Below are 25,479 nucleotides of genomic sequence, written 5' to 3'. Positions count from 1 at the left end.
CGCATCGCGAGCTGCGCTCGCTCCTACGTCTGTTTCGCGCCAATTATTCCTGTGAAGATTGCGCGCGAACGCTTTGGCGCATGGCTCGATATCGCGTCGTACAAACAAGGCGGTCGCGCGCGTCTGTCACAGGCGTTACTGGCTCGAAACAAACGTAGGAGCGAGCGCAGCTCGCGATGCGCCGCGCGGGCGGCGCTCGATCTGCCAGACGCTGAAAATCCCAAGGCGATCACCTCCAGCCCAATGCCTCAAAAGCAGGTAGAATCACGCCCTGACTTATTCAGGGCGTTTTCTTATGCGTATTGGCCACGGCTACGATGTGCACCGTTTCTGCGACGGTGATTTCATTACCCTGGGCGGGGTGCGTATCCCCCACAAATACGGCCTGCTGGCCCACTCCGACGGCGACGTGCTGCTGCACGCCCTGAGCGATGCCTTGCTGGGTGCTGCGGCGCTGGGCGATATCGGCAAGCACTTCCCCGACACCGACCCACAGTTCAAGGGTGCCGACAGCCGCGTGCTGCTGCGCCATGTGGTCGGCATCGTCAAGGCCAGGGGCTGGAAGGTCGGCAATGTAGACGCCACCATCGTCGCCCAGGCGCCGAAGATGGCCCCGCACATCGAGACCATGCGCCAGCTGATCGCCGAGGACCTGCAGGTCGAGCTCGACCAGGTCAACGTCAAGGCCACCACCACCGAAAAGCTGGGCTTCACCGGCCGCGAGGAGGGTATTGCCGTGCATTCGGTCGCCCTGCTGCTGCCAGCATGACCGAACTGGAACTGCTGGGCCCGCGCGCATCGGGCGAACCACTGGGCACCGCCGTCCTTAAGGCGGTGGCCGAAGACTTCCAGGTCGACGAAGTGCTGGATATTCCACTGTCCGGCCAGGGCGAGCACTTGTGGCTGTGGGTCGAGAAGCGTGAGCTGAACACCGAAGAGGCCGCTCGCCGCCTGGCGCGCGCCGCCGGTGTGCCGGTGCGCACCATCAGCTATGCCGGGCTCAAGGACCGTCAGGCCCTGACCCGTCAGTGGTTCAGCCTGCACCTGCCAGGCAAGGCCGACCCGGACCTGTCGCGTGCCGAGGATGCCAGCCTGCGCGTGCTCAAGCAGGTGCGTCACCAGCGCAAGCTGCAGCGTGGCGCGCATTCGGCCAACGGCTTCACCCTGCGCCTGACGGCCCTGGCGGCGGATCACCAGGCGCTGGACGCGCGCCTTGAACAGCTGAAGCAGCACGGTGTACCCAACTATTTCGGCACCCAGCGCTTCGGTCACGGCGGCGGCAACGTCCATGACGCCCTCGACTGGGCGGCGCGCAACGCCTTGCCCGAGCAGCGCAATGTGCGTTCGCGGCTGCTTTCGGCCGGGCGCAGCTACCTGTTCAATCAGGTGCTGGCTGCGCGTGTCGCCGAAGGTAGCTGGGCGCGGGCGCAGGTCGGCGACCTGCTGGCATTCACTGACAGCCGTAGCTTTTTCCCGGCGGGAGAGGCGGAATGTGCCGACCCGCGCCTGGCGATTCTCGATCTGCACCCGACCGGCCCGATGTGGGGCGAGGGCGCTTCGCCTGCTGACGGGGCCACTGCCCGCCTGGAAAACGCCGTCGGTGCAGATCAACCGGCACTTTGCCAGTGGTTGGCCCAGGCGGGCATGGATCACGAACGGCGCATTTTGCGGCTCCCTATTGGCGGCCTGACATGGCATTATCCCGAGCCTGATATCCTGCAACTGGAATTCGTCCTGCCGGCCGGATGCTTCGCCACCGTGGTGGTGCGTGAAGTCGTGGATCTGGTGTCGGCAGGGCAGACGGACAGCCCATGCGTATTCTGATTTCGAACGACGACGGTGTTACCGCGCCCGGCATCGCCGCGCTGCACGCTGCGCTGGCGGATTACGCCGAGTGCTCGGTGATCGCCCCGGAGCAAGACAAGAGCGGCGCCAGCAGTTCGCTGACGCTGGACCGGCCACTGCACCCGCAAACCCTGGCCAACGGTTTCATCAGCCTCAACGGCACGCCGACCGACTGTGTGCACCTGGGGCTCAATGGGCTGTTGCCGCACACGCCGGACATGGTCGTGTCGGGGATCAACCTCGGTGCCAACCTGGGCGATGACGTGCTGTATTCGGGCACGGTCGCCGCCGCGTTGGAAGGCCGCTTCCTGGGTGGCACGTCGCTGGCGTTTTCGCTGTTGTCGCGCCAGCCGGACAACCTGCCGACCGCGGCCCATATCGCCCGCCGCCTGGTCGAGGCCCAGTCGCGCCTGGCGCTGCCACCCCGCACCGTGCTCAACGTAAACATTCCCAACCTGCCGCTGGAGCACATTCGTGGCATCCGGCTCACCCGCCTCGGTCACCGGGCGCGGGCGGCGGCACCGACCAAGGTGGTCAACCCGCGCGGCAAGGAAGGTTACTGGATCGCCGTGGCCGGCGATGCCGAGGACGGCGGTCCGGGTACCGACTTCCACGCGGTGATGCAGGGCTATGTATCGATCACCCCGTTGCAACTCGACCGCACCTTCAATGATGCCTTCGAGCAGCTCGACGGTTGGCTGGAGGGCCTGCTCTGATGCGCGAGGACGATATGCTGCGCCGCGGCATCGGCATGACCTCCCAGCGTACCCGGGAGCGGCTGATCCAGCGCCTGTGCGAAGAGGGCGTTTCGAACACCAAGGTGCTCGACGTGATTCGTCGTACCCCGCGCCACCTGTTCGTCGACGAGGCACTGGCGCATCGTGCCTACGAAGACACCGCATTGCCCATCGGCCACAACCAGACCATCTCGCAACCGTTCATGGTTGCCCACATGAGCGAGCTGCTACTCGAGGCCGGGCCGCTGGACAAGGTGCTGGAGATTGGTACCGGCTCAGGCTACCAGACGGCGATCCTGGCCCAGTTGGTGGAACGGGTGTTTTCGGTGGAGCGTATCAAGGTGCTGCAGGACCGGGCCAAAGAGCGCCTGGTGGAGCTGAACCTGCGCAACGTGGTATTCCGCTGGGGCGATGGCTGCGAAGGCTGGCCGGCGCTGGCGCCGTACAACGGCATCATCGTCACGGCGGTGGCGCCAGAAGTGCCGCAGGCATTGCTTGACCAGCTTGCCCCCGGGGGGCGCATGGTGATCCCGGTGGGGGCGACCGGTGAAGCGCAGCAACTGATGCTGATCGTGCGCGAGGAGCATGGATTCTCTCGGCGCGTGCTGGGGGCCGTGCGCTTCGTTCCGCTGCTCAATGGTCCGCTGGCCTGAGGCGTGCGGGTATGAGCCGCGCGGTATTTTTGCGCCAGCGGCGAATTCTTGCCGCTTCGCCCTGTCTATCTGGCGGTAGAAAGCGCTAGCTCGCTCCGGGTATTGCAACAGCCTTTTCACCCGCCTGCCAATACTGGCCGGCTTGGTTATAATTGCAACAATATTGCATTTTTTGTCTTCATATCGTTTTTCGGCACCATGAGGGGAGCGCGGGTGGGTCACACAGTCATTCGGCAGCGCAAGGACGGGTCGGGTTTCAAGCTTCTGGTGATTGCACTGGCCATGGGCACGCTACTGGTGGGTTGCTCGAGCACCAGCAGCAACAGCAGTGCGCGGGTGGTCGACCGCAATAACACCGTGCCCAAGCGCCCGGCGGTGACGTCCGGGCAGTACATCGTCAAGCCGGGTGACACGCTGTTCTCCATTGCCTTCCGCTATGGCTGGGACTACAAGGAGCTGGCCGCACGCAACGGCATCGCGGCGCCTTATACCATTCGCCCAGGGCAAGCGATTCGTTTCAGCAGCGGTTCCAGCAGCAGTACCACGGTGGTGTCCAGCCCCTCTTCATCGAGCCGCACCACGGTCACCCGCAGGCCTGTGGGCACGACTGCCGTGACGCCTGCCAACACCAGCAAACCGGCAACGCCGACAACCTCCACCCCTACACCGGTTGCCACCACCGTGCCTGCGGCAGAGCGCGCCGCAGGCGGCTGGACCTGGCCTGCCAACGGCGTGCTGATTGGAAAATTTGCTTCAAACGGTAGTTTGAATAAAGGCATTGATATCGCCGGTGATTTGGGACAGCCTGTTTTTGCTGCGTCTGATGGTGCGGTGGTTTACGCCGGGAGTGGTTTAAGGGGCTACGGCGAGCTGATCATCATCAAGCACAGTGATACCTACGTCAGTGCCTACGGTCATAACCGCAGGCTGTTGGTTCGGGAGGGGCAGCAGGTCAAGGCAGGGCAGTCGATTGCTGAAATGGGGTCTACGGGCACAGATCGGGTGAAGCTGCATTTCGAGATTCGCCGCCAGGGCAAACCCGTCGATCCACTCCAGTTCCTGCCACGCCGTTGATCGTTGTACCCGGCCTGTTCCTGTGATGTAGAGGGGACAGGCTCAAGCGCTGCCAGGGATAAAGGTGCCGCTCGAGTCTGAGTTCGAACTCAGCAAAGGACTATAACAATGGCTCTCAGTAAAGAAGTGCCGGAGTTTGACATCGACGATGACGTCCTCCTGATGGAGACGGGTATCGTTTTGGAAACGGATGTGGTGTCAGACGAACCTGCTGTATCTTCGGTTCGGACGAGGGCCAAGTCGGGCTCTTCGCTCAAGCAACACAAGTACATCGATTACAGCCGGGCGCTCGATGCCACCCAGCTGTATCTGAACGAAATCGGCTTCTCGCCGCTGCTTTCGCCGGAAGAGGAAGTGCATTTTGCGCGTTTGTCGCAAAAGGGTGACCCTGCTGGCCGCAAGCGCATGATCGAAAGCAACCTGCGCCTGGTTGTTAAAATTGCCCGTCGTTACGTGAACCGTGGCCTGTCGCTGCTCGACCTGATCGAGGAGGGCAACCTGGGGCTGATCCGTGCGGTCGAGAAGTTCGACCCGGAGCGTGGTTTCCGTTTCTCGACCTATGCGACCTGGTGGATTCGCCAGACCATCGAGCGGGCGATCATGAACCAGACCCGCACCATTCGCTTGCCGATCCACGTGGTCAAAGAGCTGAACGTCTACCTGCGTGCGGCCCGAGAGCTGACCCAAAAGCTGGATCACGAACCCTCCCCGGAAGAAATCGCCACCTTGCTGGAGAAGCCCGTCGCCGAGGTCAAGCGCATGCTCGGCCTGAATGAACGGGTGTCTTCGGTGGATGTGTCGCTTGGCCCGGATTCTGACAAGACCCTGCTCGACACCCTGACCGACGACCGCCCCACAGACCCGTGCGAGCTGCTTCAGGATGACGACCTGTCGCAGAGCATCGACCAGTGGCTGGGGGAGTTGACCGACAAGCAGCGGGAAGTGGTGGTGCGCCGCTTTGGCCTGCGCGGGCATGAAAGCAGCACCCTGGAGGATGTTGGGCTGGAGATCGGCCTGACCCGGGAACGGGTGCGGCAGATCCAGGTGGAAGGGCTCAAGCGCCTGCGTGAGATCCTGGAGAAGAACGGCCTGTCCAGCGAGTCGTTGTTCCAGTAGCGAAAGCCTGTAATGCAAAACGCCCCGATGACCTCGGGGCTTTTTTGTGTGTCGCGATGGGCTGCAAAGCAGCCCCAAAATCTGCCAGCCACAGCAGATGTCGAATATGTACTGCGCCACCCCATTAACATTGCATGTAAGCCTTTTCTTACTTGTTTTGTAGGCCATCTATGCAAATCTCAGTAAATCATTGTCGTTTTTAGCCCCGGTATTTTTCCAACTCATTGAAAATCAAGTGTTATTCGCCTGTGTGGAAATGTGTCCCGTGTAATACCTTGTGAGGTTTCGCGCTTGCCGGCCCGGCTCAACCCGCTAGTATTCGAACTGTGCACACGGACATGCACAGGCTTCCAGGGAGGAGGCCAAGGACATCGCAAGACGCGATTTCATCAGGATGATGTTTGGGACAAGCAGGGACTACGGAAAAAATGTGGGCGGGTCAAACCGCCCCTTTTTTTTGCTCGCAGAAAAACAAAAAAAGGCCCCGAGGGGCCTTTTTCGTGTCCGGGCGCTATCAGCGCTCCAGGTCTGCAATCTTGCCAGTCTTGCCGTCCCACTCTTCAGCGTCCGGCAGGGCGTCCTTACGTTCGGTGATGTTCGGCCAGACTTCCGCCAGTTCGGCGTTCAGCTCGATGAAGTTCTCCATCCCGGCTGGGATTTCGTCTTCCGAGAAGATGGCTTGTGCTGGGCACTCCGGTTCGCACAGGGCGCAGTCGATGCACTCGTCCGGGTGGATGACCAGGAAGTTCGGGCCTTCGTAGAAGCAGTCCACCGGACAGACTTCCACGCAGTCGGTGTATTTGCATTTGATGCAGTTGTCGGTGACGACGAAGGTCATTTCTAGTTCTCTCCTCAGGCGACGGCGGCGGCCCTTCCTCTCAGGGCCGCGCGGTTTACAGGTATGTGGCTGCAGGCCAGGCTAATAACCTGCAGCACCAGCAAACCGCGGCGGATTCTACCAGCTTGTAGTGGCTGCCGTTATAACAGGTTCTTTAGTTGATATAGCATTTCGATAGCTTGACGCGGGGTCATGTCGTCCAGTTGCAGCTTGCCCAGCTTCTCGATGGCCGGGTGCGGCAGGCTGGCGAACAGGTCGCTCTGGTGCGGCACCTGTGGCGTGTCCTTGGCTTTTTGCGCCGGGGACGGCTCATGCGGCAGGCTGGTGGTTTCCAGGCGCCCCAGGTGTTCGCGGGCGCGCTGGATGACCGCCGTCGGCACGCCGGCCAGTTGCGCCACGGCCAGGCCGTAGCTTTGGCTGGCAGGGCCAGGCAGAACGTGGTGCAGGAACACGATGCGTTCGTTGTGCTCGGTGGCATTGAGGTGCACGTTGGCCACCAGCGGCTCGCTCTCCGGCAGCACGGTGAGCTCGAAGTAGTGGGTGGCGAACAAGGTGTAGGCACGCAATTGCGCCAGGCGCTCGGCGGCGGCCCAGGCCAGCGACAGGCCGTCGAAGGTACTGGTGCCACGGCCTACTTCATCCATCAGCACCAGGCTGCGGTCGGTGGCGTTGTGCAGAATGTTGGCGGTTTCGCTCATCTCGACCATGAAGGTCGAGCGCCCGCCAGCCAGGTCGTCGCTGGAGCCGATGCGGGTGAAGATGCGGTCGACCAGTGACAGCTCGCAGCTGGCTGCCGGTACGAAGCTGCCGATGTGCGCCAGCAGCACGATCAGGGCCGTCTGGCGCATGTAGGTGGACTTACCGCCCATGTTCGGGCCGGTGATGATCAGCATGCGCGTGCTGTTGTCCAGGCCCAGGTCGTTGGCAACGAATGGCGTGGTCAGCACCTGTTCCACCACCGGGTGGCGGCCCTGCTCGATGCGCAGGCACGGCTCGTCGACGAAGCGCGGGCAGTTCAGGTCGAGGTTAAGCGCACGTTCGGCCAGGTTGCTGAGTACATCCAGTTCGGCCAAGGCGGCGGCGCTGTCCTGCAGCGGCGCCAGGTGGCTGATCAGGGTTTCCAGCAAGGCGTCGTAGAGCATTTTCTCGCGAGCCAGGGCACGGCTTTTGGCTGACAGTGCCTTGTCCTCGAACGCTTTCAGCTCAGGGGTGATGAAGCGCTCGGCACCCTTGAGCGTCTGGCGGCGGATGTAGTCGCCCGGTGCCTGCTCGGCCTGCTTGGTTGGCAGCTCGATGAAGTAGCCGTGCACGCGGTTGTAGCCGACCTTGAGGTTGGCCAGGCCGGTGCGGGCCTTCTCCCGGGCTTCCAGGTCAATCAGGAACTGGCCGGCGTTTTCGCTGATGGCCAGCAGCTCGTCCAGCTCGCTGTCATAGCCGGCCTTGAGCACGCCGCCGTCGCGGATCACCGCCGGCGGGTTATCGATGATTGCACGCTCCAGCAGGCTGGCCAGCTCCGGGTAGGTGCCGGTAATCGCTGCCAGGCGCGCCAGATGCGGCGCCTCAAGCTCGGTCATGGCGTTCTGCAGCTCGGGCAATGCGCCCAAGGCATCGCGCAGGCGCGCCAGGTCACGAGGGCGGGCATTGCGCAGGCCGATACGGGCGAGGATGCGCTCGATATCGCCAATTTCCTTCAGCTGTGGCTGCAGCTTCTCGAAGCGGTAGCCGTCGAGCAGGCAGCGGATCGAGTCCTGACGTGCTTGCAGTACTTTGAGGTCGCGCAACGGGCGGTTCAGCCATCGGCTCAGCAGACGGCTGGCCATGGCGGTCTGGCAACGATCGACCACCGATTGCAGGGTGTTGTCACGCCCACCCGCCAGGTTGATGTCCAGCTCCAGGTTGCGCCGGCTGGCGCCATCGAGGATGACCGTGTCGTCCAGGCGCTCGTGGCGCAAGCTACGCAGGTGCGGCAGGGCCGTGCGCTGGGTTTCCTTGGCGTAGGTCAGCAGGCAACCGGCGGCGCCAATGGCCAGGGTCAGCTTGTCGCAGCCAAAGCCTTTGAGGTCCTTGGTTGCGAACTGCTGGCACAGCGCCTTGCGCGCCGAGTCGCGGTCGAAGTCCCACGGGGCGCGGCGGCGGGCGCCTGGGCGCTTCTCGGCCGGCAGGTCGCGGGGCCAGTCGTCGGGGATCAACAGCTCGACCGGGTTCAGGCGCTCGAGTTCGGCCAGCAGGTTTTCCCAGCCTTTGATCTCCTGCACGCTGAAGTTGCCGCTGGTGATGTCCAGTACAGCCAGGCCGAACAGGCGTTCGTCGCCGAGCAGCGCGGCAATCAGGTTGTCGCGGCGCTCGTCGAGCAGGGCTTCGTCGCTGACCGTGCCGGGGGTAATGATGCGCACCACCTGGCGCTCCACCGGGCCCTTGCTGGTGGCCGGGTCGCCGATCTGTTCGCAAATCACCACCGATTCGCCGAGCTTGACCAGCTTAGCCAGGTAGCCCTCCAGCGAGTGGAACGGAATGCCGCACATAGGGATGGACTGGCCAGCCGACTGACCGCGCGCGGTCAGGGTGATGTCCAGCAGTTTCGCGGCCTTCTTGGCATCTTCGTAGAAGATCTCGTAGAAGTCGCCCATGCGGTAGAACATCAGCTGGTCCGGGTGCTGGTTCTTCAGCTTCCAGTACTGCTGCATCATCGGGGTGTGTGCGGAAAGATCTGACATTCAGGGCCTTACAGCGGGTGATCTGGTTGGCGATGGTAAACCCGCAATGGTACAGGCTTTTTTGTTGTGATGCAGGCGCAGGCTTCGGGGCATACGCACACGCCTGGCGGGCAATGGTGGAGCTGCGCCGCGTTACCCTCTAGAATGCGCGGCCCTCGACGAACGCCCCTAGCCGTGACCTGCACGATGAATGTGTCCAGCCCTGTCCCTCATGTTAAGCAACAGCTGATCTACCTCCTGTACGGCGAGCGCCGTATCTATCAGCTGGAGGCCAAACTCAGCATCCTCACCGCCATTGCGCGCTGCAAGCCGGCAGAGCTGCCGGTGATCCGTGTGCTTACCGACCAGCCGAAGGCCTTTGTCGGCTGGCCGGTGGAAGTGATTGCCCTGGACGAGCAGACCCTGCAGGCCTGGACCGGCGACGGCGGCTACACCCACCGGCGCAAGGCCTGCGCCATTGCCCAGGCCGGGCAGTGGGCGGACAAGACCGTGTTCATCGATACCGATACGGTGTTCCTGCAGTCACCGCTGAAGTTGTTCAGCCAAGTCGATGCCGGGCAGTTCCTGGTCGACGAAGTGGAAACGAGCTGGGCCGAGGCTTCGCGCAGCAACGACTACCTTCGCTTCAGTGCCGGGCTCGCCGAGGCTGGACATGCGCCGGCCGACGATTTGCGGCTCTGCAACAGTGGCGTAATGGGCTTCACCCGCTGCAACGTCGGCATTGCCGAGCGCGCCATCCCGCGCATCGATGCCTGGCTACCCTATACCGGCGACCTGCACACCATCGAACAGATTGCCTTTTCCTTCGAGTTGCACGGGGCGCAGGTGAATGAAGCACGTGGCGTGATCAGCCATTACTTCGCGATGAAGCAGTACGTGCATGCCGTCCTGGAAATTTTCTTTGCCAGGCACGGCGAAGGTTTCCATCCGCGTATGCCTGGCTTGGCCCTCAAGGTGCCGGCACATCGCCCCGTCCCTTCGTGGTGGGCGCGGCTTTCGGTGAAGTGGAGCCTCAAGCGTGTGCCGCGGGAGCTGCGTGGTATCGGCCGCAAGCTGCTGTACGGCAGTGTGATGAGCGGCGACGACTACCAGCGTGCGTGCAAGGTGATCTGGTGGCGTTCGGCAATCGAAGACATGCGCAAGCTGGGCGGCTTGGACTGGAGCCGGGAATGGCCGGAAGGGCTGCCGCGCCTTGGACGGCGTGACGAACGTGCGTTCAGCGAAATAGCCCGGGGCAGCCTGGAGGTTTCCTGAGCCAGGGCCTACCGCAGGGTGATAGGGTAGAGGCCCGCCTTCAAGGAGCCCTGACATGGACCCGATCACCACGCTTGCCACGCGTCTGGGTGAGCATCTGCGCCGCTTCAGCGCGCAGGTGACCACTGCTGAATCCTGCACCGGCGGCGGCATTGCCGAAGCCATCACCCGTGTACCCGGTAGCTCGGCCTGGTTCGAGGCCGGTTATGTCACCTATTCCAATGCCCAGAAAACCCGCCAGCTGGGGGTGCCAGAGGTGCTGTTCGGCCAGGTGGGCGCGGTTAGCCAGGAAGTGGTCGAAGCCATGGTCAAAGGCGCCCAGGCCGCCAGTGGCGCGCGCTTTGCCGTGGCGGTAAGCGGAGTGGCCGGGCCGGACGGTGGCTCGCCCGCCAAGCCGGTGGGTACCGTGTGGCTGGCCTGGGGCGATGGCAGTCGGGTCTTCAGCGAGCGCCGGCAGTTCGACGGTGACCGCGAGGCGGTGCGCCGACAGACGGTGATCGCCGCGTTAGACGGCTTGTTACAGCTTGGTGCCGAGTAAATCGACGACAGGGGTTTGCGTGAGCGCCGGCCTGTGGAATAATACTGGCTACTTATACAGGTATTCCGGCCGTCAGGGCCACGTCGAACACGTGAGGATTTCAATGGACGACAACAAGAAGCGCGCCTTGGCTGCGGCCCTGGGTCAGATCGAACGCCAGTTCGGTAAAGGTGCAGTCATGCGCATGGGCGACCACGAGCGCCAGGCGATCCCGGCCATCTCCACCGGCTCGCTGGGCCTGGACATCGCACTGGGCATTGGCGGCCTGCCAAAAGGCCGTATCGTCGAGATCTACGGCCCGGAATCGTCGGGTAAAACCACGCTGACCCTGTCGGTCATTGCCGAAGCCCAGAAAAACGGCGCCACCTGCGCCTTCGTCGACGCCGAGCACGCCCTCGACCCTGAATACGCGGGCAAGCTGGGCGTCAACGTCGACGACCTGCTGGTTTCGCAGCCGGACACCGGCGAACAGGCCCTGGAAATCACCGACATGCTGGTGCGTTCCAACGCTGTTGACGTGATCATCGTCGACTCCGTGGCCGCCCTGGTGCCGAAGGCCGAAATCGAAGGTGAAATGGGTGACATGCACGTAGGCCTGCAGGCTCGCCTGATGTCCCAGGCGCTGCGCAAAATCACCGGTAACATCAAGAACGCCAACTGCCTGGTCATCTTCATCAACCAGATCCGTATGAAGATCGGCGTAATGTTCGGCAGCCCGGAAACCACCACCGGTGGTAACGCCCTGAAGTTCTACGCCTCGGTGCGCCTGGACATCCGTCGTACGGGTGCGGTCAAGGAAGGCGACGAGGTGGTCGGCAGCGAAACCCGCGTCAAGATCGTCAAGAACAAGGTTTCGCCACCGTTCCGTCAGGCCGAGTTCCAGATCCTCTACGGCAAGGGTATCTACCGCAACGGCGAAATCATCGACCTGGGTGTTTCCCAAGGTCTGGTCGAGAAGTCCGGTGCCTGGTATGCCTACCAGGGCAACAAGATCGGCCAAGGTAAAGCCAACGCCGCCAAGTACCTGGCTGAGAACCCGGCGATTGGTGCCGAGATCGAGAAGCAGATTCGCGACAAGTTGCTGACTTCTGGCGCTGTCGCTGCGGCTGGTAAAGCTGCGGCTGCCGAAGCAGATGCCGACGACATGGCCGACGCTGAAGCCGGTTATTGATTGCGCGGTAGATAGCTGAACATGTCCGCCGTACTCGACACCCCCGTCGCCATTCGGCGGACAGCCATGGACCTGCTCGCGCGACGTGAGCACGGTCGCGTCGAGCTGACGCGCAAGCTGCGTCAGCGCGGCGCTTCGGATGAGCTGATCGAGCCTGAGCTCGATCGGCTTGCCGAAGAAGGGCTGCTGAGTGAAGCCCGCTACCTTGAAAGTTTTATCCGCTACCGTTCCGGCTCTGGCTATGGCCCTGCGCGTATTCGCGAAGAGCTTGGGCAGCGTGGTTTGGCGCGTGCTGATATCGAGCAGGCGCTACGCGAGAGCGAGGTGGATTGGGCAGAGCGTATGCGTGATGTGTGGCAGCGCAAGTTCGCCGGGCAGCGCCCGCAAGACCCGCGCAGCCGTGCCCAGCAGACCCGGTTTCTCGCTTACCGGGGCTTCCCCATGGATTTGATCGGTCGCCTGCTCAGTGGGCGTGATCTCGACGATTATTGATCGGTCAGTTAGCGCTATTGGGGCTGCGCAGCAGCCCCAAACGACGCGTTATCAACTCACTTTCAATGCCTCCCTGGCCCGTTGCGTGGTATGCATCGGCTGCGGCTTGGCCCAGTTTTCCGGCAGGTTGATGAAATCCACCAGCTCGCGCAGCCGGCCCTGATCCCGGCCATTGAAGGCGAACGACAGACGGGTCAGGTGGCTGAAATTACCCACCTCATGCTCGGCGCCACTGTCTGGCTGCTGGTGATACTTACCACTCAGGCGCAAGTCGGCAAAATCTTCCTGGATGTCATACAGCGCTGCTTCGCTGAGCGGGTGGTGCATGCGGATTACGAACTGGCTCTTCAGCCAGCGGCTGGAGTGGTAGTTGCTGTAGAACTGGTTGATTTCCTTCACCGCCTCGTCGGCACTGTGCACCAGGCGCACCAGCTTCAGATCGCTCGGCAGGATGTAGCGGTTTTCTTCCAGCTGGCGGCTGATGAAGTCCAGGCAGTCTCGCCAGAAGCTGCCACCAGGCGAGTCCAGCAGTACCACCGGCACCAATGGGCTTTTGCCGGTCTGGATCAGGGTCAGAACCTCCAACGCTTCGTCCAGGGTGCCGAAACCGCCTGGGCACAGCACCAGGGCATCAGCCTCTTTGACAAAAAACAGCTTGCGGATGAAGAAAAAGTGGAACGGCAACAGCTTGTCGGTACCGCCTACCGTGGGGTTGGCATGTTGTTCGAAGGGCAGGGTGATGTTGAACCCCAGGCTGTGCTCGCTGCCGGCGCCTTCGTGGGCGGCCGCCATAATGCCGCCACCCGCTCCAGTAATGACCATCAGATCGGAGCGTGCCAGGGTGGCGCCCAGTTCGCGGGCCAAGGCATACATCGGGTGTTCCAGCGGGGTACGTGCCGAACCGAACACGGTCACCTTGCGCCGACCCTTGTAGCGCTGCAGGGTGCGGAACGACTGGTCCAGTTCGCGCAGGGCTTGCAAGGTGATCTTGGCGCTCCAGCGGTCGCTGTCGTCATGGGCCATGCGCAGGATGGTCAGCATCATGTCGCGGTACAGCGGCAAGTTGGGGCTGTCGGGTGCTACCAGTTGCAGTTGTGCGTCGATGTTGCTCAGGTCGATGTTGTTGTCGCGGAAGTGGTTGAACAGCAGTTCATTCGATTGGTAAGGCATGCAACGTCTCCTTCTGCACCAATGCCTATGACCTCAATCTAGACCGTCGCGCCCGATCGTGCCGGGTTGTTTGGCAGCGCCGCCCGTCGGCATGCACCCCTCGGCGGTACGGGTTTGGTTAACTGGTAAAGCGAAACGTGTCGATGCAGGAGGTGGCGGTATGCATCGCTTGATCATCGAAGTGGACGGGCAGCTCTACCGGATGCTGGAGCGCGCGGCCCAGGTGCATCACCTGAGCCTTGAGGCCGAGTGCCGCCGCAGGTTGGAGGGGCTGGAGTGCCAGTCGCGTTACCTGCAGGCTTTGTTGGCCGAGATGCGCGCCGATGCCGCCGGAGGGCGCTGGTGCGCCCGCGAGAAGGAGCAGGTGTAGCGTGATGCGCGGCGGTTACTTCTTCTTGTTGCCGGCCACGCAGCTGGCACTGTCGAAGGCTTGATCCATGATTGGCTGGTTGGTCTTGTAGACCGTGAAACGGTAGACCATGACCGCACCCTTGGACATCAGGTTACGGAACCCGCTGTTGCGGCAAACGCTGTCGCCCAGCTGGCTGCGTACCTGCTCGGGGTTGGCCTGCATGCGTTCGGCGTGGCTCTGGCGCACGCTCAGGTGGTTGACCAGCGCCGTGCCCTCTACGGTGTAACCCTGGTCGAGGATGTCCTCGTTGATGGCGCGCGGGGTGCCGATGCTGCTTTCTTTGGCAACCTTCTGCAGCATCTTGTTAAGGTCGTAGTCCTGCTTGGATGCCGCCTGTGCTGCCAACGGCAGGGCAAGCAACAGGGTCAGGGCGGGGGCGATAAGGCGCAGCATGAATCTCTCCTGGTTCGATGACTGGCGCTTTGACATGCGCGGGTCGACGGTGTTCCGTGAAATCGCGCAAGGCAAGATCCGGGCACGGTAAAGGCCCGATTATAAAGACCGCCTTGCAGCCTGCACAGCAATTGCCCCCTGTTCTGGTAGACTGGCGCCCTTGTGTTCTCCGAGCCATCCTTGTGCCCATTTCCAAATCGACCAGAGGCCTGCCGGCATGAGCCATGCGGTAGCGCGCCTGCGCGCCGAACGCCTGGCCCGCAGCAACAAGCCATTCATCGCCCGTGGTTCGCGTGCAGAGCGTTGCCCGGATTGCCGGGTGATTGCCACCCATTGCCTGTGTGCCTGGAAACCCCGTGTACAGGCTGACTCCGGCGTGTGCCTGCTGATGCATGACACCGAGCCGTTGAAGCCTACCAACACCGGCTGGCTGATTGCCGACCTGATCGAAGACACCTCCGCTTTCGGCTGGCTGCGCACCTCGGTGGACGAGCGTTTGCTGGCCCTGCTCGACGACCCACGCTGGCAGCCCTATATCGTCTTCCCGGGCGAGTTCGTGGCTGAGCAGCGGGTGGTCAGCGAGGTGGTGCGCGAGCCGGGCAAGCGCCCGTTGTTCATCCTGCTGGATGCCACCTGGACCGAGGCGCGCAAGATGTTCCGCAAAAGCCCGTACCTGGACCGCTTCCCGGTGTTGAGCCTGCAGGCCGAGCAGATGTCGCGTTACCGCCTGCGGCGTTCCAAGCGTGACGATCACTTCTGCACGGCAGAGGTGGCCGCCATGTGCCTGGACCTGGCCGGCGACAGCCAGGCCTCGCAGGCACTGGATGCCTACCTGGATGTGTTCAGCCTGCATTACCTGAGCGGCAAGCGGCGCCTGCCGCTGGATGATCAGGACGACACCCACCAGCGGTTGCATACCTTCCTATAGTCCAAGGGGCATAACCCCTGCTTTGGTTCATAATGACGGGGCTGGCAGCCAGGGTGGGCGAGACGGCAGGGCGATCGGCTTGACCACCCTTGACCGTGCTCGGCATCCTTGGCGCCGATTCCCCGCCGGACGCTTCCCTTACCCTCGAGCGCCTGGCACAGAACAGGATCCTTAGATCGATGGCCACTTACGAAATCCTGATTGCCGATGACCACCCACTGTTCCGTGGCGCTCTGCGCCAGGCCGTTACCCTCGGCCTGGGCCCGGATGTACGCCTGGTCGAAGTCGCGAGCATTGCCGAACTGGAAACCCGTCTGAGCGAAAAAGCCGACTGGGACCTGGTGCTGCTGGACTTGAACATGCCGGGTGCTTACGGTTTTTCCGGGCTGGTGCTGTTGCGCGGGCAATACCCGCAGATTCCCGTGGTGATGGTATCGGCGCAGGAAGAGGCTGCCGTGGTGGTCAAGTCCCGCGAGTTCGGCGCCAGTGGCTTCATTCCCAAGTCCAGCACCCTGGAAGTCATCCAGGATGCCGTGCGCAAGGTGCTCGATGGCGAGGTTTGGTGGCCGCCGCAGGCGTTCGAAAAGGTGGATGTGTCGGCTGAGGCCAAAGCCGCCAGCGAAGGCCTGGCCAGCCTTACGCCGCAGCAGTTCCGCGTACTGACCATGGTCTGCGAAGGCTTGTTGAACAAGCAGATCGCCTATGAGCTGAACGTGTCGGAAGCAACCATCAAGGCCCATGTGACCGCGATCTTCCGCAAGCTGGGCGTGCGCACCCGCACACAGGCTGCGCTGCTGCTGCAACAACTTGAATCGGTTGCCAGCAACTGACTGCGCGTGGCTTCACGCTTTTTTGACCCGTGCCGGTCTAGTCTGCTGGCCTTTCCGTTGTGAAGTGACTCACATGACATCGCCATTCAAGGGCCAGACCGGCCTCAAACGCATCTTCAACGCCGCCGGCTACTCACTGGACGGCCTGCGCGCCGCCTTCAAGGGGGAGGCTGCGTTCCGCCAGCTGGTACTGCTCAACGTGCTGCTGATCCCGATCGCCTTCTGGCTGCCGGTCAGCCGTGCGGAACGGGCGATCATGATCGCGGTGTGCCTGTTGGGCTTGATCGTCGAGCTGTTCAACTCGGCAGTGGAAGCGGCCATCGACCGCATCTCGCTGGAGCGTCACCCCCTGTCGAAAAACGCCAAGGACATGGGCAGCGCCGCACAGCTGGTGGCGCTGACCATGGTCGCGCTGGTGTGGGGTGTGATCCTGCTTTAAGCGATTGGCGGCAGCACGATTTCATCACTGCGGGTAAAGCCCGCGGTGAAGCTGCGGCAAAGTTCCAGAAACTCACGCATGGCCGAGGTCTGGTATTTTTGTTTGTGCCAGATGAAGTAGAACTGGCGCATCAGATCCAGCTCGGGGGTTTCGACCGCTACCAGGCTGCCTCGGCGGAAAGCATCCCGCAGCGCCAGGCGTGAAATGCAGCCAATGCCCAGGCCCGACTCGACGGCGCGCTTGATGGCTTCTGTGTGTTCCAGCTCCAGGCGGATATTGAGGTTGGCGCGGTGATGGCGCATGGCCTGGTCGAAGGTCAGGCGCGTGCCTGAGCCTTGCTCGCGCAGTATCCACGCTTCTTGCGACAAGCTTTCGATATCGGCGCGGCCCAGCGTGGCCAGCGGATGCTGCGGCGCGCAGAACACCACCAGTTCGTCCTCCACCCAGGGCTGCACTTCCAGGTCCGGGTGGTTGCAGTCACCTTCGATTAGACCCAGATCAATTTCGTAGTGCGCCACCTGTTGCACGATATGTGCAGTGTTCTGTACATGCAGCTTCACCTGGCTTTCCGGGTGGGTCTGCATGAAGCTGCCGATCAGCAGGGTGGCCAGGTAGTTGCCGATGGTCAGTGTGGCGCCGACCGCCAGCGAGCCGAAACCGGACTTGCCATTGAGCAGGTCTTCGATTTCCTTGGCCTGGTCGAGCAGGGCCACCGCCTGCGGTAGCAGCTGATGGCCCAAGGCGTTGAGGGCCAGTCGCTTGCCGGCACGGTCGAACAGCTGGCAGCTCGATTGCCGCTCCAGTTCGGTAATTGAAGTGCTGGCGGCCGACTGCGACAACGCCAGCAGGCTAGCGGCCCGAGAGACGCTTTGATGCTGGGCGACGGCGACGAAGACCTGCAGTTGACGAAGTGTGAATCGCATATCGATATAACCGATAACACATATCTTGATAATCCAGTTAACAGATATTGTCGCTGCCCCTAAACTATCGCGCAACTGCGCGTTTTGCGCGCCGCGTTTTTCTTCAGGAGCCCCATCGATGAGCAACATGAACCACGAACGTGTCCTCAGTGTGCACCACTGGAACGACACCCTGTTCAGCTTCAAGTGCACCCGCGACCCGGGCCTGCGCTTCGAGAACGGTCAGTTCGTGATGATCGGCCTGCAGCAGGAAAGCGGCCGTCCGCTCATGCGTGCCTATTCCATCGCTTCGCCGAACTGGGAAGAGCACCTGGAGTTCTTCAGCATCAAGGTGCCGGACGGCCCGCTGACCTCGCAGCTGCAGCACCTGAAGGAAGGCGATGAGATCATCATCAGCAAGAAGCCTACCGGCACCCTGGTACTCGATGACCTGAACCCGGGCAAGCACCTGTACCTGCTGAGCACCGGTACTGGCCTGGCGCCGTTCATGAGCGTCATCCAGGACCCGGAAACCTACGAGCGCTTCGAAAAAGTGATCCTGGTGCACGGCGTGCGTTACGTGAACGAAGTGGCCTACCGCGAGTTCATCACCGAGCACCTGCCGCAGAACGAGTTCTTCGGTGAGTCGGTTCGCGACAAGCTGATTTACTACCCGACCGTGACCCGCGAGCCGTTCGAGAACCAGGGCCGCCTGACCGACCTGATGCGCAGCGGCAAGCTGTTCAGCGATATCGGCCTGCCACCGATCAACCCGCAGGATGACCGTGCGATGATCTGCGGCAGCCCGAGCATGCTCGACGAGACCAGCGAAGTGCTGGACAGCTTCGGCCTGAAGATCTCCCCGCGCATGCGTGAGCCGGGTGACTACCTGATCGAGCGTGCCTTCGTCGAGAAGTAAGGCGCAGGCTGGTACAAGAAGGCGACCCTCGGGTCGCCTTTCTTATGCCTGGAGGCTTTGTATCGCTGTACCGGCCCTTTCGCGGGCAAGCCCGCGAAAGGGCCGGTACAGAAAACACACAATCTATTCGACGCGCGTCTCGCCGCTGTACACCAATATCCCCCGGCACCGCTTGCACAGGTACCGCCGCCCCTGGCGCACCAGCTTGTGCCGCTGCGCCGTAAACGGGAAGTCACCCTGCGGGCACGGGCAACGGTAAATGTAGCGGGTGACCGCGCGCCGTTGCACTTCGTAGTTGTGGCACCGGTTGGGCGGCAGCTCGTACACCCCGCGCATGATCAGCTGCCACTCCTCGCCATGGGCCTGGATGCGGTCGCCGAACAGCTGGTGGGCCACCAGGTGTGCCACTTCATGGGCCACGGTCTGGCGCAGGAAGTCTTCTTGGTTTTCGCGGTAGAGCTGCAGGTTGAAACGCAGCAGGTTCTCGTGCAGGTGGGCAACCCCGGCTTTTTGCCCGCGCAGCTTGAAGCTGACTTCCGGGCGCGGGAAGGGGCGTTTGAAGAAGGTTTCGGCTTGCTGGTAACAGGTTTCGACGCGTTGTCTGAGCAGCTCGGGCATGGCGGGGTGGTTCTCCTGACCGGGCATTATGCCGCAACTGCAGCGGGGGTGCCGAGCCACCGGTCAGCGCACAGCCAGAGGCCGCCTTGCGGCGGCCCCTGGTTGATGCCCCAGTGTTGGTTGAATCTGTTTTAGTTGGTGTAGACGGGCCCCACGCCCAATCCCCATATAATCACCGTGGCGGCCATGATCGCCACCAGTACCACAAGGCCCACCGCCAGCACGGAGCTTGAGAACAGGAAGCCTTCGTCCGAGGGTATGTTCATGAACGTCGGTAAGCCGACATACAGCAGGTACACCGTGTAGCAGATGGCGGCCGTGCCGATCAGCATGCCCAGCCACAAGTGCGGGTAGAGCGCTGCCAGGCCGCCGATGAACAAAGGGGTGGCGGTGTAGGTGGCAAAGGCGATGCACTGCGCCATGGACGGGTTGGCATCGTAGGTGCGGGCCATCCAGTGGATGAATGCACCCATTACCGCCACCCCGGCGAGCATTGCCAGGTACGACATGATGCTCATCCAGATGGCGCTTTCCATGGTCAGCATCACGGCTGGCCGGTCGCCGATCACCCAGCCGACCTGGGTGGTGCCGATGAACGCCGAAACGGCGGGAATCGCCGCCAGGATAAGGGTGTGCGTCAGGTACATGTGGCTGATGGTTTCTTCTTCGCCACGGATTTCCCGCCATTCCTGGTCGGGATGGGTAAATAGCCCCACAACGTGATGAATCATGCCGTCACTCCTCTCAATGTTGCCAAACGCCCCCCAGATGGAGCGCAAGCGGCCCGAGGCCCGAACACCGATGCAAGCGGTAATGTGGCCTTATGTCGCAGTATAGGAAGCTGTTGCCGGCATAAACCGTGCTTTTTAGAGCAAATTGCGCTGTCAGGCGTACTGTTGATTACAACGAAGTCTTTATCGGAATGCCTACAGCGGCGCCGCGTTTGTGCGTAAAATAGCCGCCTTTTGTCACACCTCGCGGATTCAAGCGCTATGGGCACCCTCTCGGTCAACCAGAACAAACTGCAAAAACGCCTGCGTCGTCTCGCCGGCGAAGCCATCACCGACTACAACATGATCGAGGATGGCGACAAGGTCATGGTCTGCCTGTCTGGCGGCAAGGACAGCTACACCATGCTCGACGTTCTGTTGCACCTGCAGAAGGTGGCACCGATCACGTTCGAGATCGTTGCGGTGAACATGGACCAGAAGCAGCCTGGCTTCCCCGAACACGTGCTGCCAGCCTACCTCAAGGAGCTGGGCGTCGAGTACCACATCGTCGAGAAGGACACCTACTCGGTGGTCAAGGAGCTGGTACCCGAGGGCAAGACCACCTGCTCGCTGTGCTCGCGCTTGCGCCGTGGCACCCTGTACACCTTCGCCGATGAAATCGGTGCGACCAAGATGGCCCTAGGACACCACCGCGACGATATCGTCGAAACCTTCTTCCTCAACATGTTCTTCAACGGTGCGCTCAAGGGCATGCCGCCGAAGCTGCGCGCCGATGATGGCCGCAACGTGGTGATCCGCCCGTTGGCCTACTGCAGCGAGAAGGACATCCAGGCTTACTCGGACATGAAGGAATTCCCGATCATCCCGTGCAACCTGTGCGGCTCGCAGGAAAACCTGCAGCGCCAGGTGGTCAAGGACATGCTGCTGGACTGGGAGCGCAAGCACCCGGGCCGTACCGAGAGCATTTTCCGCGCCCTGCAGAACGTGGCACCGTCGCAACTGGCCGACCGCAACCTGTTCGATTTCACCAGCCTGAAGATCGACGAAAACGCTACCCCGCGCTTCCTCGACGTTGTGAACATCTGACCTATGCGCGATTACCAGTGGCTGCATGAGTACTGCCTGAACCGCTTTGGCTCGGCCCAGGCGCTGGAGGCATTCCTGCCGCAGCCGCGCACGCCGGCGCAGCTGCGGGGCATCAGTGATGACCGCTACCTGTCGACCCTGGCCTTGCGTGTGTTCCGCGCCGGGCTCAAGCACAGCCTGGTGGACGCCAAGTGGCCGGCGTTCGAGCAGGTGTTCTTCGGTTTCGACCCGGAGAAGGTGGTGCTGATGGGCGCCGAGCACCTGGAGCGGCTGATGCAGGATGAGCGCATCATCCGTCATATGGGCAAGCTCAAGAGCGTGCCGCGCAATGCGCAGATGGTGCTTGATATCGCCAAAGAAAACGGCAGCTTTGGTGCGTTCATCGCCGATTGGCCGGTGACCGACATTGTCGGGTTATGGAAGTACCTGGCCAAGCATGGCAATCAGTTGGGCGGGTTGTCGGCGCCGCGCTTCCTGCGCATGGTCGGCAAGGATACCTTCATCCCTACCGATGACATGGCGGCGGCGCTGATTGCGCAGAAAGTGATCGACAAGCAACCGACCAGTCAACGTGACCTGGCCCTGGTGCAGCAAGCCTTCAATCAGTGGCACGAAGAGAGCGGACGGCCGCTGTGCCAGTTGTCGGTGATGCTGGCGCATACCGTCAACCATTGAGATTTTGGGGCCGCAAAGCGGCCCCAGATGTTAATTACCTTCGCCCGCCAGGCGCCGCTCATGCTGGAACTTCCAGCGCACGTACAGCAGCCCGGCAATGAACAACCCCAGGCTCACCAGCACTTCAACCCAGCCGAACACCGCCCGCGCCGGGTCGAACGCCGCCAGCACGCCCTTGATGAAATAGATGTTCACCACGAAGCAGGTCCAGGCATGTGCCCGGGCGCTGCCTGTCAGCATGCCCGGCAGCAGCAACAGCAGCGGCACCAGTTCGATCGCCAGGATCACCTCGACCCGTGCGCCATGCAGGTTGGCGAACCAAAGGTTGTTCACCACCAGCAAAGCGATCAGACCGAAGAAGAACGCCAGGCTCAACGCCCGTGTCAGGCGCAGGCGCGGTGCCAGCCATTCCAGTGGCGGCAACACCTTGGGCTTTTTAGCCACGCGCGGCCTCCAGGGCCTTGGCGGTGGTCGCCAGGCGTTGGCCAAGGGCGCGGCACAGGGCAATCTCGTGTGGGTCCAGTTCGCGCTTGCCGTCGGCACCGGCATGGTGGCTGGCGCCATAAGGGGTACCGCCGCCACGGGTTTCCAGCAAGGCCGATTCGCTGTAGGGCAGGCCCATCACCAGCATGCCGTGGTGCATCAACGGCAGCATCATCGACAGCAGGGTGGTTTCCTGGCCGCCGTGCAGGCTGGCGGTGGAGGTGAACACACCCGCTGGCTTGCCGACCAGCTCGCCCCCCAGCCACAGGCTGCTGGTGCCATCCAGGAAGTACTTCAGCGGCGCCGCCATGTTGCCGAAGCGGGTCGGGCTACCGAGTACTAGGCCGGCGCAGTGGCGCAAGTCGTCCAGGGTGGCGTACAGCGCACCACTGGCCGGAATGTCCGGCGCAACGGCTTCACATTCGGTAGAAATCGCAGGCACGGTGCGCAGGCGCGCCTCCATGCCGGTCAGTTCGATGCCACGGGCGATGTGCCGGGCCATTTCGCTGGTTGAACCGTGGCGGCTGTAATAGAGCACCAGGATGTAGGGCGCGCTCACGGCAGGATCTCCAGCACTTTTTCCGGTGGACGGCCGACCACGGCCTTGTCACCGGCAACGAGGATTGGCCGCTCGATCAATTTGGGGTGCCGGGCCATGGCATCGATCAGTTGTGCGTCGGTCAGCGCCGGGTCGGCCAGGTTCAGGTCCTTGTACTCATCCTCGCCAGTGCGCAGCAGTTGGCGCGGGGCGATGCCCAGCTTGCCGAGCACTGCCTTGAGGGTGGCGGCGTCGGGCGGGGTTTCCAGGTAGCGCACAATGGTTGGTGCCAGGCCGCGGGCTTCGAGCAGTTCAAGCGCGCCGCGGGATTTCGAGCAGCGCGGGTTATGATAGAGCGTCAGGTCAGTCATGTCGGGTCGCATCCAGCTGGGTGTGACGGCTATTCTAACCGCAGCGACTGACCCATTTGCTCTAAAACTCGAGAAGGATTGACCCATGGCAAGGCGTCTGGCAGCAGTACTGGCCATCACCGCGAGCCTGTTGCTCGGTGGTTGCGGTGCCGATTATGGCGTGGACCAACACGGTAATACGGTTAAGGCCGAACAGATCGACGGGCACTGGCTGGTGCTCAACTACTGGGCTGAATGGTGCGGGCCGTGCCGTACCGAAATCCCTGAACTGAACGCGGCGGCCAAGCAGTGGGCGGCCGATGGCATCAAGGTGGTGGGGGTGAATTTCGATGGCTTGCAGGGGCAGGACCTGAAACAGGCCGCTGAAACCCTGGGCATCGGTTTTACCGTGCTGGCCCAGGACCCGGCCGAGCGCTACGACCTGCCACGCAGCGAGGCGCTGCCGGTGACCTACATCATCGATGACAAGGGCAAGGTGCGTGAGCAGCTGTTGGGCGAGCAGACCCTGGAAGGGCTACAGGCCAAGATCAAGGCCCTCAAACAGGGGTGAGTTGCAAGCTGCAAGCACCAAGGAAAGGCAGATCGGTGCTCACTCTGCTTTTTCTTGTGGCTTGAAGCTCGCAGCTTGTAGCTGTTTTCAGCCTTCCTCCGGCCAGAACCGCAGCGGTTTACCCTGGGCTGGCCAGAAGCGCATCTGCTCCACCGGCGACACATCCCAGCGCTGCACCGTTTCCAGTGCCTGCAAGAAGCGCTTTTCCTGCTCCATCAACGCTGGCGCGCACAGCTTGCGGGTCTTGCCGACCTTGCCAAAGCTCAGGTGCTCACCGTCCAGCGTGTACGGCGCAAACCAGTGGTTGCAACCGCCATTGCCATAGGCGCGGCCGTCGCTGGCCAGGGTCAGCGTGAGGTGGCTGTAGTCGATCAGCGGGCGTTCGCCAATCCATTCCAGCACATAGCTGCGTTCCTGCTGCAGCTTCGAAGGTTCTGCGGCGCAGCCGAGCAGGCCGGTGGCAATCAGCACGCCGGTCAGCAGATTTTTCACTCGGCGCTCTCCTGGCAACGCGGGCACAGGTGTTTGTCGCCACGGCTGGCCCAGCCCAGTTCGGCAATGCGCGCGCTGGCGGCGGGTTGGCGGGCTTGTTTGCCCAGCTTGGCGTCCACGGCAAACTCGAAGTCCAGCACGGCATCGCAGCTGTCGCACTCGACCTGCCAGGTGAGGATTTCCAGCTCGTTGAACACCGGGCCGCTGGCCACGGCAACCCACTGGCCGCGCGGGTTGATCAGGTGACGCACGCTTTCCACGGTCAGGCGCATGGACAGGTCCTTGCTGCCTTTGAGGGTGACCAGCAGGGTGTCGCCTTTGTGCATCGAGCCGCCGTTGCCAGTGACCTGGTAGCGGCCTGGCACCAGTGCGCGGCACTCGATCAGGGTGTGTTGCGGGTTGAAAAGGGTGTAACGGAAATCGTGCTCGACCATGGGTCCTCCAGAAATGCCGCGTATCCTAGCATTAACCCATCACCAGATTCTGTGGATTGCCCGCCGCCCAGCGGTTGATGTTGTCCAGCGTGATCGCGGCGATGGCATCCAGCGCCTCACGGGTGAGGAAGGCCTGGTGAGCCGTGATGATCACGTTGGGGAAGGTCAGCAGGCGCGCCAGCACATCGTCCTGCAGGGGCAGATCGGAGCGGTCTTCGAAGAACAACTGGGCTTCTTCTTCGTAGACATCCAGGCCCAGGTAGCCGAGTTGGCCGCTTTTCAGCGCATCGATCAGTGCCGGGGTGTCGACCAGCGCGCCACGGCCCGTGTTTATGAGCATGGCTCCGGGTTGGAGGTGGGCCAGGCTTTGTGCATTGATCAAGTGGCGAGTGTGCTCGGTCAGCGGGCAGTGCAGGCTGATGATGCGGGCTTCGCGCAGCAACTCGGGCATGCTCAGGTAGCGTGCACCCAGGGCCAGCAGTTCCGGGTTGGGGTAGGGGTCGTAGGCCAGCAGTTGGCAGCCGAAACCGGCCATGATGCGGGCAAAGGCCGCGCCGATCTGGCCGGTGCCGACGACACCGACGGTTTTGCCGTGCAGGTCGAAGCCGGTCAGCCCATGCAGGGTGAAATCACCTTCGCGGGTACGGTTGTAGGCCCGGTGCAGGCGCCGGTTGAGGGCCAGGATCAACGCCACGGCGTGCTCGGCCACGGCGTGTGGCGAGTAGGCCGGCACGCGAACCACCGCAAGGCCCAGCCGCTGGGCTTCGGCCAGGTCGACGTGGTTGTAGCCGGCTGAACGCAGGGCGATCAGGCGTGTGCCACCGGCGGCCAAGCGCTGCAGCACCGGGGCGTCGAGTTCGTCGTTGATGAAGGCACAGACAACTTCGTAGCCGCTGGCCAGGGCGGCGGTGTCGAGGGTCAGACGGGCAGGCTGGAAATGCAGCTCCAGGGTGCTGCCACTGGCGGCCCGGGTGAAGCTTTCCTGATCGTAGTGCTGGCTGCTGAACAACAGGGCGCGCATGGTGGGGGCTTCCTTTGTGGTGCATGTCTTGGGTGGGCGTTGCTTGTGAGATCGA

The 25,479-nt window shown here is 62.5% G+C and carries 31 protein-coding genes; 18 read left to right on the top strand and 13 right to left on the bottom strand.

Going from position 1 to position 25,479, the window contains the following annotated elements:
* Positions 1-295: 295 nt before the first annotated feature.
* The 6 genes from ispF (at position 296) to rpoS (ending at position 5,425) form a co-directional block, all read left to right on the top strand.
* Entirely contained in the window at positions 296-769 is a 474-nt protein-coding gene (gene ispF / locus APH36_RS30255) for a 2-C-methyl-D-erythritol 2,4-cyclodiphosphate synthase (protein WP_060501907.1), read from the top strand.
* Positions 766-1,824, top strand: a complete 1,059-nt coding sequence (gene truD / locus APH36_RS30250) for a tRNA pseudouridine(13) synthase TruD (protein WP_060501905.1) — start codon at positions 766-768, stop codon at positions 1,822-1,824. Before ispF ends, truD begins: the two co-directional genes overlap by 4 nt.
* Complete coding sequence (gene surE, locus APH36_RS30245) at positions 1,812-2,561, top strand: 5'/3'-nucleotidase SurE (RefSeq protein WP_016712911.1); 750 nt, start codon at positions 1,812-1,814, stop codon at positions 2,559-2,561. The genes truD and surE overlap by 13 nt, the downstream gene beginning before the upstream one ends.
* A 35-nt stretch (positions 2,562-2,596) precedes the next feature.
* Positions 2,597-3,235, top strand: a complete 639-nt coding sequence (locus APH36_RS30240) for a protein-L-isoaspartate(D-aspartate) O-methyltransferase (protein WP_164525271.1) — start codon at positions 2,597-2,599, stop codon at positions 3,233-3,235.
* Between the two features lie 213 nt (positions 3,236-3,448).
* The gene (locus APH36_RS30235) at positions 3,449-4,309 is read left to right on the top strand and encodes a peptidoglycan DD-metalloendopeptidase family protein (RefSeq protein ID WP_060501901.1); all 861 of its coding nucleotides are present in this window, start codon (positions 3,449-3,451) and stop codon (positions 4,307-4,309) included.
* A gap of 108 nt (positions 4,310-4,417) precedes the next feature.
* A complete protein-coding gene (gene rpoS / locus APH36_RS30230) occupies positions 4,418-5,425 on the top strand; it encodes an RNA polymerase sigma factor RpoS (protein ID WP_003252351.1) in 1,008 nt (335 codons plus the stop codon).
* Between the two features lie 514 nt (positions 5,426-5,939).
* On the opposite strand, the gene fdxA is transcribed toward rpoS, so the two are convergent.
* Both fdxA and mutS read right to left on the bottom strand, forming a co-directional pair.
* Positions 5,940-6,263: a ferredoxin FdxA gene (fdxA, locus tag APH36_RS30225; protein WP_012270863.1), complete on the bottom strand. Its 324-nt coding sequence runs from the start codon at positions 6,261-6,263 to the stop codon at positions 5,940-5,942.
* Positions 6,264-6,403: 140 nt separating this feature from the next.
* A complete protein-coding gene (gene mutS, locus APH36_RS30220; protein WP_060501900.1) occupies positions 6,404-8,977 on the bottom strand; it encodes a DNA mismatch repair protein MutS in 2,574 nt (857 codons plus the stop codon).
* Positions 8,978-9,163: 186 nt separating this feature from the next.
* On the opposite strand from mutS, the gene APH36_RS30215 reads away from it, so the two are divergent.
* The 4 genes from APH36_RS30215 (at position 9,164) to recX (ending at position 12,432) form a co-directional block, all read left to right on the top strand.
* Entirely contained in the window at positions 9,164-10,231 is a 1,068-nt protein-coding gene (locus APH36_RS30215; RefSeq protein ID WP_060501898.1) for a hypothetical protein, read from the top strand.
* A gap of 55 nt (positions 10,232-10,286) precedes the next feature.
* Positions 10,287-10,769, top strand: coding sequence for a CinA family protein (locus APH36_RS30210; RefSeq protein WP_060501896.1), 483 nt, complete (start codon positions 10,287-10,289; stop codon positions 10,767-10,769).
* Between the two features lie 103 nt (positions 10,770-10,872).
* On the top strand, positions 10,873-11,940 hold the full coding sequence (gene recA / locus APH36_RS30205; protein WP_060501894.1) for a recombinase RecA: 1,068 nt from the start codon (positions 10,873-10,875) through the stop codon (positions 11,938-11,940).
* Between the two features lie 21 nt (positions 11,941-11,961).
* Positions 11,962-12,432 carry a recombination regulator RecX gene (gene recX, locus APH36_RS30200; RefSeq protein ID WP_016715436.1) on the top strand — a complete coding sequence of 157 codons (471 nt, stop codon included), beginning with the start codon at positions 11,962-11,964 and terminating at the stop codon, positions 12,430-12,432.
* Between the two features lie 51 nt (positions 12,433-12,483).
* On the opposite strand, the gene APH36_RS30195 is transcribed toward recX, so the two are convergent.
* The gene (locus APH36_RS30195) at positions 12,484-13,602 is read right to left on the bottom strand and encodes an LOG family protein (RefSeq protein ID WP_060501893.1); all 1,119 of its coding nucleotides are present in this window, start codon (positions 13,600-13,602) and stop codon (positions 12,484-12,486) included.
* A gap of 160 nt (positions 13,603-13,762) precedes the next feature.
* Here APH36_RS30195 and APH36_RS30190 point away from each other — a divergent pair, with 160 nt between their 5' ends.
* Complete coding sequence (locus APH36_RS30190; protein ID WP_060501891.1) at positions 13,763-13,972, top strand: hypothetical protein; 210 nt, start codon at positions 13,763-13,765, stop codon at positions 13,970-13,972.
* 15 nt (positions 13,973-13,987) lie between these two features.
* Here the strand turns inward: APH36_RS30190 and APH36_RS30185 are convergent, their stop codons facing one another.
* Positions 13,988-14,407 carry a quorum-sensing-regulated virulence factor family protein gene (locus APH36_RS30185; protein ID WP_060501889.1) on the bottom strand — a complete coding sequence of 140 codons (420 nt, stop codon included), beginning with the start codon at positions 14,405-14,407 and terminating at the stop codon, positions 13,988-13,990.
* Between the two features lie 217 nt (positions 14,408-14,624).
* On the opposite strand from APH36_RS30185, the gene APH36_RS30180 reads away from it, so the two are divergent.
* The 3 genes from APH36_RS30180 (at position 14,625) to APH36_RS30170 (ending at position 16,604) form a co-directional block, all read left to right on the top strand.
* On the top strand, positions 14,625-15,335 hold the full coding sequence (locus tag APH36_RS30180) for a tRNA-uridine aminocarboxypropyltransferase (RefSeq protein WP_060501888.1): 711 nt from the start codon (positions 14,625-14,627) through the stop codon (positions 15,333-15,335).
* 179 nt (positions 15,336-15,514) lie between these two features.
* Entirely contained in the window at positions 15,515-16,165 is a 651-nt protein-coding gene (gene erdR, locus APH36_RS30175) for a response regulator transcription factor ErdR (RefSeq protein ID WP_016715442.1), read from the top strand.
* Positions 16,166-16,238: 73 nt separating this feature from the next.
* On the top strand, positions 16,239-16,604 hold the full coding sequence (locus APH36_RS30170) for a diacylglycerol kinase (RefSeq protein WP_010952700.1): 366 nt from the start codon (positions 16,239-16,241) through the stop codon (positions 16,602-16,604).
* Here the strand turns inward: APH36_RS30170 and finR are convergent.
* Positions 16,601-17,527: a LysR family transcriptional regulator FinR gene (finR, locus tag APH36_RS30165; RefSeq protein ID WP_016715443.1), complete on the bottom strand. Its 927-nt coding sequence runs from the start codon at positions 17,525-17,527 to the stop codon at positions 16,601-16,603. The two genes, APH36_RS30170 and finR, sit on opposite strands and share 4 nt — an antisense overlap.
* 118 nt (positions 17,528-17,645) lie before the next feature.
* Between finR and fpr the strand changes: the two genes are divergently transcribed.
* Positions 17,646-18,425, top strand: coding sequence for a ferredoxin-NADP reductase (gene fpr, locus APH36_RS30160; protein ID WP_004375483.1), 780 nt, complete (start codon positions 17,646-17,648; stop codon positions 18,423-18,425).
* A gap of 123 nt (positions 18,426-18,548) precedes the next feature.
* Here fpr and APH36_RS30155 read toward each other — a convergent pair whose 3' ends face one another.
* Both APH36_RS30155 and APH36_RS30150 read right to left on the bottom strand, forming a co-directional pair.
* The gene (locus APH36_RS30155) at positions 18,549-19,043 is read right to left on the bottom strand and encodes a SprT family zinc-dependent metalloprotease (protein WP_060501886.1); all 495 of its coding nucleotides are present in this window, start codon (positions 19,041-19,043) and stop codon (positions 18,549-18,551) included.
* A gap of 131 nt (positions 19,044-19,174) precedes the next feature.
* Positions 19,175-19,774, bottom strand: a complete 600-nt coding sequence (locus APH36_RS30150) for a Yip1 family protein (RefSeq protein WP_003252385.1) — start codon at positions 19,772-19,774, stop codon at positions 19,175-19,177.
* A gap of 261 nt (positions 19,775-20,035) precedes the next feature.
* Here APH36_RS30150 and ttcA point away from each other — a divergent pair, with 261 nt between their 5' ends.
* Positions 20,036-20,860, top strand: a complete 825-nt coding sequence (gene ttcA / locus APH36_RS30145; protein ID WP_060501884.1) for a tRNA 2-thiocytidine(32) synthetase TtcA — start codon at positions 20,036-20,038, stop codon at positions 20,858-20,860.
* 3 nt (positions 20,861-20,863) lie between these two features.
* The gene (locus tag APH36_RS30140) at positions 20,864-21,535 is read left to right on the top strand and encodes a DNA-3-methyladenine glycosylase I (protein WP_060501882.1); all 672 of its coding nucleotides are present in this window, start codon (positions 20,864-20,866) and stop codon (positions 21,533-21,535) included.
* Between the two features lie 30 nt (positions 21,536-21,565).
* Here the strand turns inward: APH36_RS30140 and APH36_RS30135 are convergent, their stop codons facing one another.
* The 3 genes from APH36_RS30135 to arsC are packed head-to-tail and all read right to left on the bottom strand — an operon-like array spanning position 21,566 to position 22,927.
* Complete coding sequence (locus APH36_RS30135; protein ID WP_016715447.1) at positions 21,566-21,979, bottom strand: DUF2069 domain-containing protein; 414 nt, start codon at positions 21,977-21,979, stop codon at positions 21,566-21,568.
* A complete protein-coding gene (gene wrbA / locus APH36_RS30130) occupies positions 21,972-22,577 on the bottom strand; it encodes an NAD(P)H:quinone oxidoreductase (RefSeq protein WP_060501880.1) in 606 nt (201 codons plus the stop codon). Before wrbA ends, APH36_RS30135 begins: the two co-directional genes overlap by 8 nt.
* On the bottom strand, positions 22,574-22,927 hold the full coding sequence (gene arsC, locus APH36_RS30125) for an arsenate reductase (glutaredoxin) (RefSeq protein WP_060501877.1): 354 nt from the start codon (positions 22,925-22,927) through the stop codon (positions 22,574-22,576). Before arsC ends, wrbA begins: the two co-directional genes overlap by 4 nt.
* An 85-nt stretch (positions 22,928-23,012) precedes the next feature.
* Between arsC and APH36_RS30120 the strand changes: the two genes are divergently transcribed.
* Positions 23,013-23,477: a TlpA disulfide reductase family protein gene (locus APH36_RS30120; protein ID WP_060501875.1), complete on the top strand. Its 465-nt coding sequence runs from the start codon at positions 23,013-23,015 to the stop codon at positions 23,475-23,477.
* Positions 23,478-23,564: 87 nt separating this feature from the next.
* Here the strand turns inward: APH36_RS30120 and APH36_RS30115 are convergent, their stop codons facing one another.
* Genes APH36_RS30115 through APH36_RS30105 form a run of 3 tightly spaced genes read right to left on the bottom strand, consistent with a single transcriptional unit; the run spans position 23,565 to position 25,424 of the window.
* Positions 23,565-23,969: an META domain-containing protein gene (locus APH36_RS30115; protein ID WP_016715450.1), complete on the bottom strand. Its 405-nt coding sequence runs from the start codon at positions 23,967-23,969 to the stop codon at positions 23,565-23,567.
* Positions 23,966-24,403 (bottom strand): hypothetical protein, encoded by a 438-nt coding sequence (locus APH36_RS30110; RefSeq protein WP_060501873.1) that lies wholly within the window; start codon positions 24,401-24,403, stop codon positions 23,966-23,968. The genes APH36_RS30115 and APH36_RS30110 overlap by 4 nt, the downstream gene beginning before the upstream one ends.
* A 31-nt stretch (positions 24,404-24,434) precedes the next feature.
* The gene (locus tag APH36_RS30105; protein WP_060501872.1) at positions 24,435-25,424 is read right to left on the bottom strand and encodes a 2-hydroxyacid dehydrogenase; all 990 of its coding nucleotides are present in this window, start codon (positions 25,422-25,424) and stop codon (positions 24,435-24,437) included.
* Positions 25,425-25,479: the final 55 nt, after the last annotated feature.

This window comes from Pseudomonas sp. NBRC 111133, from assembly GCF_001320605.1.
GTDB lineage: Bacteria > Pseudomonadota > Gammaproteobacteria > Pseudomonadales > Pseudomonadaceae > Aquipseudomonas > Aquipseudomonas monteilii.
Note: the sequence above shows the minus strand (reverse complement) of the source record. Positions and strands in the feature narration are given on the sequence as shown.

What these genes read in the sequence shown, in the direction of transcription:
- ispF (WP_060501907.1), top strand. Translation starts at nt 296, where the DNA reads ATGCGTATTGGCCACGGCTACGATGTGCACCGTTTCTGCGACGGTGAT.
- truD (WP_060501905.1), top strand. Translation starts at nt 766, where the DNA reads ATGACCGAACTGGAACTGCTGGGCCCGCGCGCATCGGGCGAACCACTG.
- surE (WP_016712911.1), top strand. Translation starts at nt 1,812, where the DNA reads ATGCGTATTCTGATTTCGAACGACGACGGTGTTACCGCGCCCGGCATC.
- APH36_RS30240 (WP_164525271.1), top strand. Translation starts at nt 2,597, where the DNA reads ATGACCTCCCAGCGTACCCGGGAGCGGCTGATCCAGCGCCTGTGCGAA.
- rpoS (WP_003252351.1), top strand. Translation starts at nt 4,418, where the DNA reads ATGGCTCTCAGTAAAGAAGTGCCGGAGTTTGACATCGACGATGACGTC.
- fdxA (WP_012270863.1), bottom strand. Translation starts at nt 6,263, where the DNA reads ATGACCTTCGTCGTCACCGACAACTGCATCAAATGCAAATACACCGAC.
- mutS (WP_060501900.1), bottom strand. Translation starts at nt 8,977, where the DNA reads ATGTCAGATCTTTCCGCACACACCCCGATGATGCAGCAGTACTGGAAG.
- APH36_RS30215 (WP_060501898.1), top strand. Translation starts at nt 9,164, where the DNA reads ATGAATGTGTCCAGCCCTGTCCCTCATGTTAAGCAACAGCTGATCTAC.
- APH36_RS30210 (WP_060501896.1), top strand. Translation starts at nt 10,287, where the DNA reads ATGGACCCGATCACCACGCTTGCCACGCGTCTGGGTGAGCATCTGCGC.
- recA (WP_060501894.1), top strand. Translation starts at nt 10,873, where the DNA reads ATGGACGACAACAAGAAGCGCGCCTTGGCTGCGGCCCTGGGTCAGATC.
- recX (WP_016715436.1), top strand. Translation starts at nt 11,962, where the DNA reads ATGTCCGCCGTACTCGACACCCCCGTCGCCATTCGGCGGACAGCCATG.
- APH36_RS30195 (WP_060501893.1), bottom strand. Translation starts at nt 13,602, where the DNA reads ATGCCTTACCAATCGAATGAACTGCTGTTCAACCACTTCCGCGACAAC.
- APH36_RS30190 (WP_060501891.1), top strand. Translation starts at nt 13,763, where the DNA reads ATGCATCGCTTGATCATCGAAGTGGACGGGCAGCTCTACCGGATGCTG.
- APH36_RS30185 (WP_060501889.1), bottom strand. Translation starts at nt 14,407, where the DNA reads ATGCTGCGCCTTATCGCCCCCGCCCTGACCCTGTTGCTTGCCCTGCCG.
- APH36_RS30180 (WP_060501888.1), top strand. Translation starts at nt 14,625, where the DNA reads ATGAGCCATGCGGTAGCGCGCCTGCGCGCCGAACGCCTGGCCCGCAGC.
- erdR (WP_016715442.1), top strand. Translation starts at nt 15,515, where the DNA reads ATGGCCACTTACGAAATCCTGATTGCCGATGACCACCCACTGTTCCGT.
- APH36_RS30170 (WP_010952700.1), top strand. Translation starts at nt 16,239, where the DNA reads ATGACATCGCCATTCAAGGGCCAGACCGGCCTCAAACGCATCTTCAAC.
- finR (WP_016715443.1), bottom strand. Translation starts at nt 17,527, where the DNA reads ATGCGATTCACACTTCGTCAACTGCAGGTCTTCGTCGCCGTCGCCCAG.
- fpr (WP_004375483.1), top strand. Translation starts at nt 17,646, where the DNA reads ATGAGCAACATGAACCACGAACGTGTCCTCAGTGTGCACCACTGGAAC.
- APH36_RS30155 (WP_060501886.1), bottom strand. Translation starts at nt 19,043, where the DNA reads ATGCCCGAGCTGCTCAGACAACGCGTCGAAACCTGTTACCAGCAAGCC.
- APH36_RS30150 (WP_003252385.1), bottom strand. Translation starts at nt 19,774, where the DNA reads ATGATTCATCACGTTGTGGGGCTATTTACCCATCCCGACCAGGAATGG.
- ttcA (WP_060501884.1), top strand. Translation starts at nt 20,036, where the DNA reads ATGGGCACCCTCTCGGTCAACCAGAACAAACTGCAAAAACGCCTGCGT.
- APH36_RS30140 (WP_060501882.1), top strand. Translation starts at nt 20,864, where the DNA reads ATGCGCGATTACCAGTGGCTGCATGAGTACTGCCTGAACCGCTTTGGC.
- arsC (WP_060501877.1), bottom strand. Translation starts at nt 22,927, where the DNA reads ATGACTGACCTGACGCTCTATCATAACCCGCGCTGCTCGAAATCCCGC.
- APH36_RS30120 (WP_060501875.1), top strand. Translation starts at nt 23,013, where the DNA reads ATGGCAAGGCGTCTGGCAGCAGTACTGGCCATCACCGCGAGCCTGTTG.
- APH36_RS30110 (WP_060501873.1), bottom strand. Translation starts at nt 24,403, where the DNA reads ATGGTCGAGCACGATTTCCGTTACACCCTTTTCAACCCGCAACACACC.
- APH36_RS30105 (WP_060501872.1), bottom strand. Translation starts at nt 25,424, where the DNA reads ATGCGCGCCCTGTTGTTCAGCAGCCAGCACTACGATCAGGAAAGCTTC.